Below are 13,410 nucleotides of genomic sequence, written 5' to 3'. Positions count from 1 at the left end.
CTCACTTTAAGTGTTTCCCAGTTCCGAACAATCTTCACATGAGGTTCCCCAAGGTTTGCCCACAACGTCCTCGCCGCCCCCTTCTTTCGCGCGCATTTACGATGACTTGCGCGTTGTCCTGACCGTTCAGCGCTGCGGGTCAATGACCAATGCCGCAAGCGAGATCGGCACCACCACCTCCACGGTGTCGCGCCAGATCGCGCGGCTACGCGAGACGCTTGGCATCTATCCGTTCGTGAAAGCCGATGGCGATTGGCACCTCAACCCCGCGCTGCGGGATCTGGTGACGGCGTTCGAACAGGCTGACGGTATGCTTGAAAGCGAACTGGCCCGCCTGCAAAGCTATCAACCGACCGCGAAACGAGACGTCAAGATCGGTGCGCCCCCCACGGTGCTGTCGCATATGCTGAGCCAGGGCATACGGGAGTTCGTGAAGACCAGCCCCGGCATTCGGCCGGTTCTGGAAAGCCGCGTGCACGAAAGCGGGCTTGGCACCACGGATATCAGCGTGGTCTTCTACCCGCCCGAATCCGGGCGCGTACGGGTCAAGCGCTGCGGCGTGCTGGATTTCGCCCTCTTCGCCCCCAAAGGCTGGCGCAATGGCGATGGATGGGTCAGTCTGGGAGAGCGCGTGGCCGGGCCTTATATCGAGGCGCGCCGGCATTTCTTCAACAGCGATCCCACCGTCCTCGTTGACAGTTTCCCACAGGCCATACGCGTCATGCGCGATATCGGTGTTGCGGGGGCATTGCCCGTCATCGTTGCCGCGCAAGAGCCCGATATTGAATTGATCGGTCCTGCGGGCCTCGACGTCACGCGCGATCTCTACGTGATCCATCATGAGACCCGAAGCACCGATCCTGACATCCGCGCAACGGTGAACTGGGTGAGCACGCAATTACTTGAAGCAAAACGAAAAACGCGCGAGTTGCGCGAAATGCAACATCGCTTTTGCGATAGCCTGGCTTGAAGCAAACACGTCTTGGTTGCACAGTTCGCTTAAAAACAAGCAATCGAGGCAGACATGATACAGGCATTCGGCACGGCTGGTCTTCTCAGCCGACTATACCTTGCGGCATTCTTCGCGTCACACGTGACCCATGCCCTGGCCCCCGGCGCGTTGAAGACGTGGACCGGGACCACGACGCAGGCTCTGCACACCGGCGATCCCTGGATGGATATCGCCGTGGCGGCACTATTGAGCCTTGTGGTGATCTGGTTGGCGCTTGGGGTGCATAGCCGGATCGTGGCACTGATCGGCTTCGTGATCTGCACCGCCACGGTTATCTTGCATGGCGACACATGGATAAATTCCGCCCGGGTCGATCTGTGGACATGGCCGCATGTCACCGCGCTGCTGGCGGTCGTGATCCTTGCCATCACCGGCGGCGGGACATGGCGGCTCTATTCCGGGGGCTGGCGGGTTCGCCATTCGATCTGATCGCCCCGACCGGTTGCGCGTCAGCCAAGCGCGTAGCCGGCCCCGCGCACGGTGCGCAACGGATCATCGCCACCATGCTGGCACAGCGCCTTGCGCAGCCGCCCGATATGCACGTCGACCGTGCGGGTATCGACATAGATGTCACGCCCCCAGACCCGGTCGAGCAATTGCTCGCGCGACCAGACGCGTCCGGGTTTTTCCATGAAGGTCGAGAGCAGCCGAAACTCGGTCGGACCCAGCTTCAGTGGCTTGTCGCAGCGGGTCACACGGTGGGTCTCGGCGTCCAGAACGATATCGTCATATTCCAGCCGCTCGCCCACCGTGGCAGGCCGCGTGCGGCGCAGTTGCGCGCGCACCCGCGCCATCAGTTCGACCAATGAATAGGGCTTGATCACGTAGTCATCGGCACCGGTTTCCAGCCCGCGCACCCGATCGACCTCTTCGGAGCGCGCCGAGAGCATGATGATCGGAATGGCGCGCGTCTCGGAGCGGGTCTTGAGCTGGCGACAGACCTCGATGCCCGACACATTGGGCATCATCCAGTCGAGCACGATGATATCGGGCGGCATTTCCGACACCATCAACAGCGCCTCCTCGCCATTGCTGGCGGTGACGACACGGAACCCGTCCGCTTCAAGGTTATAGCCCAGAACCTCGCGCTGCGCGGGCTCATCCTCGACCAGCAGCACGGTGGGTTGATCGGCGGACATCGGCGGTCTCTCCTGTGTCAGGCTTTGATATCGGGGGCGATGCTGGGATCGACCGAAGTCGTGTCGCCCTTGGGGCGTGGATCCTCGGGCATTTCGCCAGAGACCAGATAGATCACCTGCTCCGCGATGGAGGTCACCAGATCACCCATCCGTTCGGTGTTCTTGGCGATGAAGTGCAGATGCATGCAGGGCGTGATGTTGCGCGGGTCTTCCATCATGAAGGTCAGGAATTCGCGGAAGATCGCGTTATACATCTGATCGACGTCCTGATCACGGTGCATCACCTCAAGCGCCAGATCGGCATCGCGCTGGATATAGGCGTCAAGCACGTCCTTGAGCATCTCCTCGACCTCGCGCGCCATCCGGCGCAACGCGGCCGGAGAGCCGTTGACCGGGGCCATGCTCGACAGCACCGACGTGCGCTTGGCCATGTTCTTGGCATAGTCGCCGATCCGCTCGAGGCTGGCGGAAATCTTGATCACCGTTAGCACAAGGCGCAGGTCGCGCGCGGTCGGCGCGCGCAGGGCGATGACACGGGCGGCTTCCTCGTTGATCTGCTCTTCGAGCGCGTCAATGGCCTTGTCGCGGCCGCGCACCTCCTCGGCCAGTTCCTCGTCGCGGTTTTCGAGCGAGCGGGCGGCGTCGGCGATGGCGCGCTCGACCATGCCGCCCATCTTCATGATCTGCGCCTGAATGGTTTCGAGATCGCGGTCGAAGGACGAGACGATATGCTGCTGGTCTGACATTGGAATGATCCTGATCCTGGCCTCAGCCGATGCGCCCGGTGATGTAGCTTTCGGTGCGCTCATCTTCGGGGTTGGTGAAAATGGTGCCGGTGTCGCCGTATTCGACAAGGTTGCCGAGATGGAAGAACGCGGTCTTCTGGCTGACGCGTGCGGCCTGCTGCATGGAGTGGGTGACGATCACCACGGAATAGTCCTGCCGCAATTCGTCGATAAGTTCCTCGACCTGCGCGGTGGCAATCGGATCGAGCGCCGAACACGGCTCGTCCATCAGCAGCACCTCGGGCGCCGTTGCCACGGCGCGGGCGATGCAGAGACGCTGCTGCTGGCCACCCGAGAGGCCGGTGCCGGGCTGGTCGAGCCGGTCCTTGGCCTCATTCCACAGCGCGGCGCGGCGCAAGGATTTCTCGACGATCTCGTCAAGGTCTGCCTTGGTGCGGGCGAGCCCGTGAATGCGGGGGCCATAGGCGACATTATCGTAGATCGACTTGGGGAACGGGTTGGGCTTCTGGAACACCATGCCCACCTTGGCGCGCAACTGCACCGGGTCGACGCGCTTGTCATAGATATCCTGCCCGTCGAGCAGGATATCGCCCTGCACCCGGCAGATGTCGATCGTGTCGTTCATCCGGTTGATGCAGCGCAGGAAGGTGGATTTGCCGCAGCCCGAGGGGCCGATGAAGGCCGTCACCGTGTTGTCGAGGATATCCACATCCACGTCCTTGATGGCGTGGGTGTCGCCATAATAAACCTGCACCTTGCGCGCGGCGATCTTGATTTTGTCTTGGGTCACTTTGTTCTCCGCAAGATTAGGGGCGTCATACATGGTGGGATACCTTTCTTACCAGCGGCGTTCAAACCGGCGACGCAGGATGATCGCGATAATGTTCATGGTCAGCAGGAAGACGAGGAGCACGATGATGCCGCCCCAGGCCTTTTCATAAAAGCTCGGATCGGCGCGCGCGGCCCAGGTGTAGATCTGCGCGGGCATCGCCGAGTTGGGGTCCATGAAGCCCGACACCACGCCGTCCGGATAGCCGCGCGCGACAAAGCCGACCATGCCGATCAGCAGAAGCGGCGCGGTTTCTCCAAGCGCCTGCGCGAGGCCGATGATCGTGCCGGTCAGGATGCCGGGCATGGCGAGCGGCAGCACGTGGTGAAAGACCGACTGCATCTTGGACGCGCCGACGCCGAGTGCCGCATCGCGGATCGACGGCGGCACGGCGCGCAGCGAGGCGCGGGTCGAGATGATGATCGTCGGCAGGGTCATCAGCGTCAGCACAAGCCCCCCGACCAAAGGGGCAGACTGCGGCAGGTGCGCAAACTGGATGAAGACCGCGAGGCCGAGAATACCGAACACAATGGAAGGCACGGCGGCAAGGTTCGAGATATTCACCTCGATGAGGTCGGTGAACTTGTTCTGCGGTGCGAATTCCTCGAGGTAGATCGACGCCGCGACGCCGATCGGCAGCGAGAGGACCAGCACCACCAGCATCATGAAGAACGACCCCACGACCGACGCCCCGATACCGGCACCGCCGGGATTGTCCACGCCGGAATCGGTCCCGGTGATGAAGGTCCAGTTGAGACTTGAGCGCACGATACCGGCCTCTTGCAAGGCATCGACTAGATCGAGATCGGCAGCCATCAGAAAGCGGCTGTCCTTAACCGAGTCGCGGGTCAGTCGCCCGTTAAGATAGCCATCCACGCGCGAGGACGCGGCGAGCTCGAAACTGACGGGCGTGCCGATCTCACCGGGGTTGGCCTGGTAATATTCGCGCAGCGTGCTGCCGACCTTGCCGAGCAGTCGCTCGATAGAATCTTCATCGAATTCCATTTCCATGCCGCGCGCGTCAAGCTGCTGCTTGAGCGCGTCGATGAAGAGGGTCTGATAGGCCTTAGTCTTGAAAAGCTCGCCTTCCGCTGCGTCAATTTGCGGTTGCGTGATGGTGAACTCGACCCCAACAATCGTACGCGTGAAGGCCGGGCTACCGGAGCGGATGATCGACACCGCAAGCACCACGAGGAAGAAGATGCCAATCAGGATCGCGGTGAGGCCATAAGCCTTGAACCGGGCCTCGGCGCGGTTGCGGCGCTTGGTGCGCGCATCCTGAGTTGCGAGCGAGCTGCCGGGACGGTCACCGCCAGTGTTTAGCGTTGCGTCGGTCATTCATACTGCTCCCGGTATTTGCGAACGATGTAGAGGGCAAAAATGTTGAGCCCGAGCGTGATGACAAAGAGCGTCATACCGAGCGCGAAGGCCACCAGCGCCTCGGGGCTGGCGAAGTCGGCGTCGCCCGTCAGCTGGCTCACGATCTTGGCGGTGACCGTGGTCATCGCCTCGAACGGGTTGAGCGAGAGGCGCGCGGCGGCCCCCGCCCCGAGCACCACGATCATGGTCTCGCCGATGGCGCGGCTGGCGGCCAGCAGGATCGCACCCACGATGCCCGGCAGTGCTGCGGGCAGCACCACCTGCCGGATGGTTTCAGACTTGGTGGCCCCCAGCCCGTAAGAGCCGTCACGCATCGCCTGCGGCACCGAGTTGATGATATCATCGGACAAAGAACTGACAAAGGGGATGAGCATGATGCCCATCACCAGACCAGCGGTCATGACAGCCGTGCCCGCCTGCATCCAGCCCAGACCGTCCTTGCCGAAGACCGCCATCAGCAGCGGCCCCACGGTCAGCAGCGCGAAGAGACCGTAAACGATGGTCGGGATACCCGCGAGCACCTCCAGCATCGGCTTGGCGAAGGAGCGCACGCGCGGGGTGGCGTATTCCGACAGGTAGATCGCCGCAAATAGCCCGACCGGCACCGCAACCATAAGCGCCACTATGGAGATATAGAACGTGCCCCAGAGAAGCGGCAGAACCCCCAGTTCAGAGCTGCCCCCGCGCCCGGTAAAGGACGGCGACCACGTGGTGCCGAAGAAAAAGTCCCATGCCGGGTAGAGGCGGAAAAACTCGATGGTGTTGAACACCAGCGACAGCACGATGCCCAGAGTGGTCAGAATCGCGACCGAGGCGGCGGCAACCAGCACGCCACGCACCACGTATTCGACCACGTTGCGGGCGCGAAATTCGGGGCGCATCTCGCGCATGCCCCAGGCGGCCCCGGCAAGAGCCACGAGGATCACGAGCGCGCTCAGGATCAGGTTGCCGGTGTCGTTCATGATCCGATAACGCTGCGCCGCCTGCAGGATCGGCTGCGTGACCTGCGCGGTCACGATCTGCCCGGCATCCTTTAGCCGCTGAGTGACGTCGTTGAAGTCACTGCGCGCGTTGCGGGCGAAGTCCTCGGTCATCAGCCCCTGCGCCACGGCATTGTCGAGCCCTTCGGAGGTGCGGCGTACCTCTGACATGATCAGACCGCGGCTGGAGCCATCGGGGATCGCGCTTTCGGGAATATCCGCGGCGACGGTGCCGTTAACGATCATCGGCTGCGCCAGCAACCAGACCAACAGTAAAAGGAAGGACGGCAGCACAACCTTGAGAGCGACGTTATATCCGTAATAGGAGGGCAGAGAATGCAGGTCGCGGCTGTCGCCGCCAACCCGTGCCATGACACGCGCCCGTCCCAGCACATAGCCTGTGGTCGCAATGGCAAGAACGATCAAAATCAGCCAGAGAAGCGGCATGCGGGCCCCCGTATCATCAATTCATGTTGGCAAAGCAGACAAAACGGGGGGCGGCGTCAAAACCGCCCCCCGAGCATGGCAGGACGGGGCTATCAGGAGCCGCCGCCCATTACCTTTTCATTCGCAACTGCGGACTGAACTTCGCCCAGTTCGGGGTCCGAGACGAGGCCGTAGTTCGACAGCGGGCCGCCGGGGCCTGCGATCTCGTCGGCGACGAAGAACTGTGCGTATTCCTTCAGGCCGGGGATCACGCCGATATGCGCTTTCTTGACGTAGAAGTAGAGCGGACGCGACACCGGGTATTCACCCGAAGCGATAGTCTCGGTCGAGGGAGCAACGCCGCCCATGGTGGCAACCTTGAGCTTGTCGGTGTTGTTCTCGTAGAATGCGAGGCCAAACACGCCGATGCCGCTGGTGTTCGCGTCGATACGCGCCAGGGTCTCGGTGTAATCGCCGTCGATATCCACGGACTTGCCGTCGGCGCGCACGTCGAGGCAGGCATCCTCGGCGTCGTCCTCGGACATGCCGCCGTCCATCATCGCCTTCATCGCGCCGGTTTCTTCACAGCCGACCAGCAGAACCTTCTCTTCGAAGACTTCGCGGGTGCCGTGCTTGGTGCCGGGGATGAACATGGCGATTTCAGCGTCGGGCAGATCGCTGTTGAACTCGGCCCAGCTGTTGTGCGGGTTGGCAACGATCTCGCCGTCCTTGAGCACCTGCGCGCCAATGGCATTGAAGATGTCGGTCGGCTGGAATTCGGTGAAGGCGGGGCCGGACTGCTGGCTGGCGAAAACGATGCCGTCATAGCCGATGCGCACTTCGATGATGTCGGTCACGCCGTTTTCGGCGCAGGCCTTGATCTCTTTTTCGCGGATGGCGCGCGAGGCGTTGGCAACGTCGATGGTGTTTTCGCCGACGCCTTCACAGAAGCGCTTGAGGCCCGAGGACGAGCCGCCCGATTCGACGACCGGTGTCGGGAAATCGGTGTTGTCGCCAAAGAGTTCGGCAACGATCGAGGCGTAGGGCAGAACGGTCGACGAGCCGGCGACCTGTACGTTGTCGCGAGCAGCAGCGCTGCCTGCGGCCAGAGCGGCCAGAGCAGCGGCGGAAACGGTGGTTTTGAGAAGAGACATGGATTGCTCCCTGAGTTCGGTTTCACAGGGCCGCCCGGCAGGGCGACCTTGGGGGCGGTGCTAAGCACTTTCAGCGACGCTTTTGTTACACTTATGTAACCGTTTCATGACAGTCGCCGATTTGCCGGAAATCGTTGGAAAAAAGGGCTCAGGCGATCCAGCGCGGCAGGATCACGGTGAATTCGCTGCCCTCGCCGGGGGTCGAGGAGATTCGCAGCCGCCCGCGGTGGCGGTTGACGATATGCTTGACGATCGCCAGCCCCAGCCCGGTGCCCCCCATCTCGCGCGAGCGGTGCGTATCGACCCGGTAGAAGCGTTCCGTCAGGCGCGGGATATGCAGCGGGTCGATCCCCGGCCCGGTATCGCGCACCCGCGCCACGACGGCCGGCATGCGCAGCGTGGCGTCCTTGGGGTGCCGGTCGAGCGTGATGGTGATCCGATTCTCCGCCCCGCCATATTTGATCGCGTTCTCGATCAGGTTGGTGAAAACCTGCTGCAATTGATCGGCATTGCCGGGCGCCTGCATGCCCTCGCCGCCCTCGAAGATCAGTTCCGTGCCGCTCTCGCGCGCCAGCGGGCGCAGCATGTAGACGACCGAGCCGATCACCTCGGAGAGATCCACCGCCTCGCGCGGGCGCACGCGTTCCTCGCCCTCGACCCGGCTGAGTGACAGAAGATCGCGCACCAGCCGCTCCATGCGTGCGGCCTCGGTCTGCATGATGCCAAGAAACCGGTCGATCGCCTTCTCGTCGCGGCGTGCAGGCCCCTGCAGCGTCTCGATGAACCCCATGAGCGCGGTGAGCGGCGTGCGCAATTCATGGCTGACATTGGCGACGAAATCGCGGCGCATCTGTGCCGCCTGCTCGCGCTCGGTCATGTCCTCGAACGACACCAGCACACCGCGCGTGCTGTCGGTCTCGACATAGGCCACATGCACCTCGAAGCTGCTGTCGCGCCCGGCCTCGGAGATCTGGTAGCCGGTCTTGCGCCGTGCGTGGTCGCGCAGCGTGGCCTCGATCGCCTCCAGCACATCGGGCTGGCGCAGGGCGGTCAGGAAATGCCGCCCGACAATGCCCTGCCCCATCATATCGCAGGCCGCGTCATTGGCCGACGCGATGCGCGCGTCCGGGCCGATCAGCAGCGCCGCCAGCGGCATCCCCGCCAGAACCGAGGCCAGACCCTGCATGGCGCGTCAGACCTCGCTCAGCCCGGCGCGAAACCGGCGCATGTTCTGCTGGTAATGCAGCGCGCTCGCCTTCAGCCCGGCGATGGCGGCCTCATCGAGGCTGCGGATCACCTTGCCCGGCGTCCCCATCACGAGGCTCCCGTCGGGGATTTCCTTGCCCTCGGTAATGAGCGCGCCCGCCCCGATCAGGCAATCTCGCCCGATCCTTGCGCCATTGAGTACCGTGGCCCCCATCCCGATCAGGGAATTCTCGCCGATGGTGCAGCCATGCAGCATCGCCTTGTGGCCGATGGTGCATCCCGCGCTGATCACCAGCGGATACCCCATGTCGGTATGCATCACGGTGTTTTCCTGCACATTCGTGCCCGCGCCGATATGGATCACCTCGTTGTCCCCGCGCAGCGTGACGCCGAACCAGACCGAGGCCCCGTCGTCCAGAACGACCTTGCCGATCAGGTTGGCATCGGGGGCGACCCAGGTATCCTCGGCGATCTCGGGGCGGTGTCCGTCAAGGGTGTAAATGGTCATAGCGTCTCCTCGAATTCAGCTTGCAAATGGCGGACATGGTCGGTCAGCCAGGGTTGCTGGCCACGGCGCAGACGAGTGGCCTCGATGATTGTCCGCAGCCGCGCCTCGGTCGCGTCGAGATCGTCATTCACCAGCACGAAATCATAGCCATCCCAATGGCTGATCTCGTCCCAGCTTTTCTGCATGCGGCGCGCGATCACGTCGGGGCTGTCCTGTCCCCGTGTCTCCAGCCGTCGGTGCAATTCGCGGATCGAGGGGGGCAACAGAAAGATCGACAGCGTATGCGCCCCAAGCGCCGAGTTGCGGATCTGCTGCGCGCCCTGCCAGTCGATGTCGAAGAGAACATCGCGCCCGGCATTGATCGCGGTCTCGACCGGCCCCTTGGGCGAGCCGTAGAAATTGCCGAAGACATGGGCATGCTCCAGCATCTCGCCCGCCGCCACGTCGCGTTTGAACCGCTCCTCGCTCAGGAAATGGTAATCCTGCCCGTCGACCTCGCCCTCGCGCGGGGTGCGCGTGGTGGCGGATACCGAAAAGGAAATCGTCGGGTCCCAGTCCCGCAACCGCCGCGACAAGGTGGATTTGCCCGCGCCCGACGGCGAGGAGAGAATGATCAACAACCCGCGCCGGTCCGTCATCGCGCCGCTTCCCCTGTCTTCATCTTGCCAAAAAAATCCAGTCCGCCCTTTGTGGCGCGTCTCTCATTCGACATTCTGCACCTGTTCGCGCATCTGGTCGATCGCCGTCTTGAGCGCGAGGCCGATCTCGGTCAGGCCCGTATGCTGCGCCTTGGAGCACAGCGTATTAGCCTCACGGTTGAATTCCTGCGCCAGGAAATCAAGCTTGCGCCCAATTGGCCCACCCTCGGCCAGAAGCGTGCGCGCCGCGGCCACATGGGCGCGCAGGCGGTCAATCTCCTCGGTCACGTCCAGCTTCACGGCCAGCATCGCCAGTTCCTGCGCGATGCGTGCCGGGTCGGTTTCTGGCGCAGCCTCGCTCACCCGCGCGAGCGCTGCGCGATGCTGGCGGGCGATATCCTCCTGCCGGGTGGCGAGAAGATCGGCGGCAGCCTCGGTCAGCCGTGCGATCTCGTCCAGATGGCCCGCCAGCACGCTGCCAAGCGCGGCCCCCTCATCGGCCCGCATGGCGACAAAGCTTTCCAGCACCGGTTCGAAATCCGCGAGGATCGCCTGCCCGAGGGCGGCCGTATCGGGATCAGGCGGCGCAGTCTCCAGCACCCCGCGCAGCGCCAGAACATCGGCGGCGTTGGCAGGCGCCAGCGTGAGGCCCTGCGCCATGGCGCGCGCCTCGACCTCGGCCATGGCCGCCAGAACCGCATCGAACGCCGCAGAATCTAGCCCGACCGTGGCCCCCTCGGCCGCGCCCTGAACGCGCAGGCTGACGGTGACATTGCCCCGGCCAAGCGCCGATGTCAGACGCGTGCGCAACCCCGCCTCCAGCCCTTCGATCCAGTCCGGCACCCGCAGGCGCAGATCGAGCCCCTTGCCGTTGACGCCGCGCAGCTCCCAGGCCCAGGCGTGATCCGCATGGCGTCCCTGGCGGGTGGCGAAGGCGGTCATCGAGTGGATCATGGGCATCGGGCCTCTGGGCAGGAGCAGTGAATGATCCCCTCCTAGAGCGCCCGCGCCGGGCTGGCAAGCCGCTCTGCCGCTGAACCGCTCTGCACGGCGCGGCCACGAGAGGTTAACCAATCCCCGCAAATTTTAGACACTTGCGAGACAATTTGTGCCAATCTCAACGCACCGCACGCAGCCGCAGAGGCGGCTTAACGCGGCGCATGAAGGCTGAAACCGATCAGCTCAGGATGCGACACGGGCCACGAGACACGACACAAGGATGATGCCATGCGCGATGACGCAAGACCGATGGAAACCGCAGGACAAGAGCCGCGCGTAGAGGCACATCTGCGGGCATTGCACGCCTATTGGAACGAGGCGCGGCGCGGCCAGGATGTGCCCAGACGCGCCGATATCGACCCGCGCCGGATCGAGCCGCTCTTGTCCAACGCCTTCATCGCCGAACGCATCGCGCCGGGTGTCACCCGGCTGCGGGTGGCGGGGATGCACCTGAGCGAGATCATGGGCATGGAGGTGCGCGGCATGCCGTTGTCGTGCCTCATCGCCCCGCCGGCGCGCGACGCGTTCGCGCTGCACCTGGTCGATCTTTTCGAAGGTCCCACCACCTTGCGGATGGAGTTGCGCAGCCCCGGCACCCTTGGTCGGCCAGAAATGCACGCCACGCTGGTGATGCTGCCCCTGCGCAGCGATCTCGGCGATGTATCCCGCACGCTCGGCTGCCTCGTGACGCGGGGGGCCTCGGGCCGCGCACCGCGCCGGTTCGAGATCATGAGCTGCCGGGCAACCTCGGTCGCCGGAATCGAGGAGGCGGGCGACTTTCAGGTCCTTCCCGGCGGGCTCTGCGGCACGGATCGCGGTCGCAGCAAAAACCGCGGCCGCGCATATCTCCAACTGGTGACCTAAGCGGGAAGGCCCTTGCAAGGGCCTTCCACCGCGCTTTGCAAAGCGCGGGTCAAGCCGTTTGCAAACGGCTTGGAGCTGCGGTCGCGGGTGGCGCGATCGGTCAGACCGCCTGCGCCTGCTTGCGGTCGTCGCGCAATACCTTGAGTTCCTCGGCCACGAGGAACGCAAGCTCCAGCGATTGCGAGGCGTTGAGGCGCGGATCGCAGGCGGTGTGATAGCGGTCGCTGAGGTTTTCGTCCGACAGGGCCCGCATGCCACCGGTGCATTCGGTGACGTCCTGCCCGGTCATCTCGAAATGCACCCCGCCCGGGATCGTGCCCTCGGCGCGGTGAATGCCGAAGAACTCCTGCACCTCGCGCAACACCGCCTCAAACGGCCGGGTCTTGTAGCCGGTCGCCGATTTGATCGTATTGCCATGCATCGGATCGCAGACCCAGAGCACCTTGGCGCCTTCTTCCTCGACCGTGCGAATGAGGCGCGGCAGGTTGTCGGCGACCTTGCCCGCTCCGAACCGCGCGATCAGCGTCAGACGCCCGGCCTCGTTGCCCGGATTGAGCGTCGCCAGCAGGCGCTTGAGATCGTCGGAGGTCATCGTCGGGCCGCATTTGAGGCCGATGGGGTTCTGCACCCCGCGCAGAAATTCGACATGCGCGCCGTCGGGCTGCCGGGTGCGGTCGCCGATCCACAGCATGTGGCCGGAACCCGCCAGCCATTTGCCGGAGGTCGAGTCAAGACGCGTCAGCGCCTCCTCGTATTCCAGCAGGAGGCTCTCATGCGAGGTATAGAAATCCACCGTCTGCAGGGTATGCGCCTGCGCGCTGTCGATCCCCGCCGCCGTCATGAAGTCGAGCGCATCGGCGATATGATTGGCCATTTCGCGGTATTTCGCGGCCTTCTCGCTCTCGGTGAACCCGAGTGTCCACTGATGCACCTGGTGCATGTCGGCATAGCCGCCCTTGGAAAAGGCGCGCAGCAGGTTCAGCGTCGCCGCCGCCTGAGTGTAGGCCTGCAGCATCTTTTCCGGGTTCGGGATGCGTGCTTCGGGGGTGAAAGCCAGTTCGTTGATGATGTCACCCCGATAGCTGGGCAGTTCCAGCCCTTCGACCGTCTCTGTCGGCGCGCTGCGCGGCTTGGCGAATTGCCCGGCCATGCGGCCCACCTTCACCACCGGCACCTTGGCCCCGTAGGTCAGCACCATCGCCATTTGCAACATCACCTTGAACGTGTCGCGAATGGCATCAGCCGAAAACTGGTCGAACGCCTCGGCGCAATCGCCGCCCTGCAACAGAAACGCCTCGCCGCGCGAGGCCGCGCCAAGCTGCGATTTCAAACGCCGCGCCTCGCCAGCAAAGACCAGCGGCGGATACTGTGTCAGACGGGCCTCGACCGCCGCGAGGGCGGCGGCATCGGTATAGTCCGGCATCTGCACCCGCGGCTTCGCGCGCCAGCCCGATTTCTGCCAATCCGTCATGTTTCAGTCTCCGCTTTATCGAATGTCAGGCCCGGTCTATACTAAAGCCACGCCCAAG

At 63.8% G+C, this 13,410-nt stretch carries 14 protein-coding genes; 3 read left to right on the top strand and 11 right to left on the bottom strand.

What is annotated here, in order from left to right; all coding sequences use genetic code 11:
• Nucleotides 1–142: 142 nt before the first annotated feature.
• The gene (locus PVU19_RS09385; protein ID WP_050661590.1) at nt 143–970 is read left to right on the top strand and encodes a LysR family transcriptional regulator; all 828 of its coding nucleotides are present in this window, start codon (nt 143–145) and stop codon (nt 968–970) included.
• 54 nt (nt 971–1,024) lie between these two features.
• Nucleotides 1,025–1,441, top strand: a complete 417-nt coding sequence (locus PVU19_RS09380) for a hypothetical protein (RefSeq protein ID WP_152911587.1) — start codon at nt 1,025–1,027, stop codon at nt 1,439–1,441.
• Between the two features lie 20 nt (nt 1,442–1,461).
• Here PVU19_RS09380 and phoB read toward each other — a convergent pair whose 3' ends face one another.
• From phoB to PVU19_RS09330, 10 genes are all read right to left on the bottom strand, one after another.
• On the bottom strand, nt 1,462–2,151 hold the full coding sequence (gene phoB, locus PVU19_RS09375) for a phosphate regulon transcriptional regulator PhoB (RefSeq protein WP_050661592.1): 690 nt from the start codon (nt 2,149–2,151) through the stop codon (nt 1,462–1,464).
• Nucleotides 2,152–2,168: 17 nt separating this feature from the next.
• Complete coding sequence (phoU, locus tag PVU19_RS09370) at nt 2,169–2,897, bottom strand: phosphate signaling complex protein PhoU (RefSeq protein ID WP_050661593.1); 729 nt, start codon at nt 2,895–2,897, stop codon at nt 2,169–2,171.
• A gap of 22 nt (nt 2,898–2,919) precedes the next feature.
• Entirely contained in the window at nt 2,920–3,720 is an 801-nt protein-coding gene (gene pstB / locus PVU19_RS09365) for a phosphate ABC transporter ATP-binding protein PstB (protein WP_050661594.1), read from the bottom strand.
• 15 nt (nt 3,721–3,735) lie between these two features.
• Nucleotides 3,736–5,064: a phosphate ABC transporter permease PstA gene (pstA, locus tag PVU19_RS09360; RefSeq protein WP_050661595.1), complete on the bottom strand. Its 1,329-nt coding sequence runs from the start codon at nt 5,062–5,064 to the stop codon at nt 3,736–3,738.
• Nucleotides 5,061–6,533: a phosphate ABC transporter permease subunit PstC gene (gene pstC, locus PVU19_RS09355; RefSeq protein ID WP_050661596.1), complete on the bottom strand. Its 1,473-nt coding sequence runs from the start codon at nt 6,531–6,533 to the stop codon at nt 5,061–5,063. The genes pstA and pstC overlap by 4 nt, the downstream gene beginning before the upstream one ends.
• Before the next feature lie 92 nt (nt 6,534–6,625).
• A complete protein-coding gene (locus PVU19_RS09350) occupies nt 6,626–7,666 on the bottom strand; it encodes a substrate-binding domain-containing protein (protein WP_050661597.1) in 1,041 nt (346 codons plus the stop codon).
• A 148-nt stretch (nt 7,667–7,814) separates the two neighbouring features.
• Nucleotides 7,815–8,852, bottom strand: coding sequence for an ATP-binding protein (locus PVU19_RS09345; RefSeq protein WP_050661598.1), 1,038 nt, complete (start codon nt 8,850–8,852; stop codon nt 7,815–7,817).
• A 6-nt stretch (nt 8,853–8,858) separates the two neighbouring features.
• On the bottom strand, nt 8,859–9,380 hold the full coding sequence (locus PVU19_RS09340; protein ID WP_050661599.1) for a gamma carbonic anhydrase family protein: 522 nt from the start codon (nt 9,378–9,380) through the stop codon (nt 8,859–8,861).
• Nucleotides 9,377–10,018 (bottom strand): guanylate kinase, encoded by a 642-nt coding sequence (gene gmk / locus PVU19_RS09335; protein ID WP_050661600.1) that lies wholly within the window; start codon nt 10,016–10,018, stop codon nt 9,377–9,379. Before gmk ends, PVU19_RS09340 begins: the two co-directional genes overlap by 4 nt.
• 63 nt (nt 10,019–10,081) lie before the next feature.
• Nucleotides 10,082–10,972, bottom strand: a complete 891-nt coding sequence (locus PVU19_RS09330) for a YicC/YloC family endoribonuclease (protein WP_050661625.1) — start codon at nt 10,970–10,972, stop codon at nt 10,082–10,084.
• A 273-nt stretch (nt 10,973–11,245) separates the two neighbouring features.
• On the opposite strand from PVU19_RS09330, the gene PVU19_RS09325 reads away from it, so the two are divergent.
• On the top strand, nt 11,246–11,881 hold the full coding sequence (locus PVU19_RS09325; protein ID WP_050661601.1) for a PAS domain-containing protein: 636 nt from the start codon (nt 11,246–11,248) through the stop codon (nt 11,879–11,881).
• A gap of 100 nt (nt 11,882–11,981) precedes the next feature.
• On the opposite strand, the gene PVU19_RS09320 is transcribed toward PVU19_RS09325, so the two are convergent.
• Complete coding sequence (locus PVU19_RS09320) at nt 11,982–13,352, bottom strand: class II 3-deoxy-7-phosphoheptulonate synthase (protein WP_050661602.1); 1,371 nt, start codon at nt 13,350–13,352, stop codon at nt 11,982–11,984.
• Nucleotides 13,353–13,410: the final 58 nt, after the last annotated feature.

The sequence above is a fragment of the Roseovarius tolerans genome, from assembly GCF_028885395.1.
In the GTDB taxonomy this organism is placed as follows: domain Bacteria; phylum Pseudomonadota; class Alphaproteobacteria; order Rhodobacterales; family Rhodobacteraceae; genus Roseovarius; species Roseovarius tolerans.
This window is presented reverse-complemented; position numbering and strand designations above follow the sequence as displayed.

Bases quoted from the DNA above. Each gene is read 5' to 3' on its own strand.
- PVU19_RS09385 (WP_050661590.1), top strand. From the start codon at position 143: ATGACCAATGCCGCAAGCGAGATCGGCACCACCACCTCCACGGTGTCG.
- PVU19_RS09380 (WP_152911587.1), top strand. From the start codon at position 1,025: ATGATACAGGCATTCGGCACGGCTGGTCTTCTCAGCCGACTATACCTT.
- phoB (WP_050661592.1), bottom strand. From the start codon at position 2,151: ATGTCCGCCGATCAACCCACCGTGCTGCTGGTCGAGGATGAGCCCGCG.
- phoU (WP_050661593.1), bottom strand. From the start codon at position 2,897: ATGTCAGACCAGCAGCATATCGTCTCGTCCTTCGACCGCGATCTCGAA.
- pstB (WP_050661594.1), bottom strand. From the start codon at position 3,720: ATGTATGACGCCCCTAATCTTGCGGAGAACAAAGTGACCCAAGACAAA.
- pstA (WP_050661595.1), bottom strand. From the start codon at position 5,064: ATGACCGACGCAACGCTAAACACTGGCGGTGACCGTCCCGGCAGCTCG.
- pstC (WP_050661596.1), bottom strand. From the start codon at position 6,533: ATGCCGCTTCTCTGGCTGATTTTGATCGTTCTTGCCATTGCGACCACA.
- PVU19_RS09350 (WP_050661597.1), bottom strand. From the start codon at position 7,666: ATGTCTCTTCTCAAAACCACCGTTTCCGCCGCTGCTCTGGCCGCTCTG.
- PVU19_RS09345 (WP_050661598.1), bottom strand. From the start codon at position 8,852: ATGCAGGGTCTGGCCTCGGTTCTGGCGGGGATGCCGCTGGCGGCGCTG.
- PVU19_RS09340 (WP_050661599.1), bottom strand. From the start codon at position 9,380: ATGACCATTTACACCCTTGACGGACACCGCCCCGAGATCGCCGAGGAT.
- gmk (WP_050661600.1), bottom strand. From the start codon at position 10,018: ATGACGGACCGGCGCGGGTTGTTGATCATTCTCTCCTCGCCGTCGGGC.
- PVU19_RS09330 (WP_050661625.1), bottom strand. From the start codon at position 10,972: ATGATCCACTCGATGACCGCCTTCGCCACCCGCCAGGGACGCCATGCG.
- PVU19_RS09325 (WP_050661601.1), top strand. From the start codon at position 11,246: ATGCGCGATGACGCAAGACCGATGGAAACCGCAGGACAAGAGCCGCGC.
- PVU19_RS09320 (WP_050661602.1), bottom strand. From the start codon at position 13,352: ATGACGGATTGGCAGAAATCGGGCTGGCGCGCGAAGCCGCGGGTGCAG.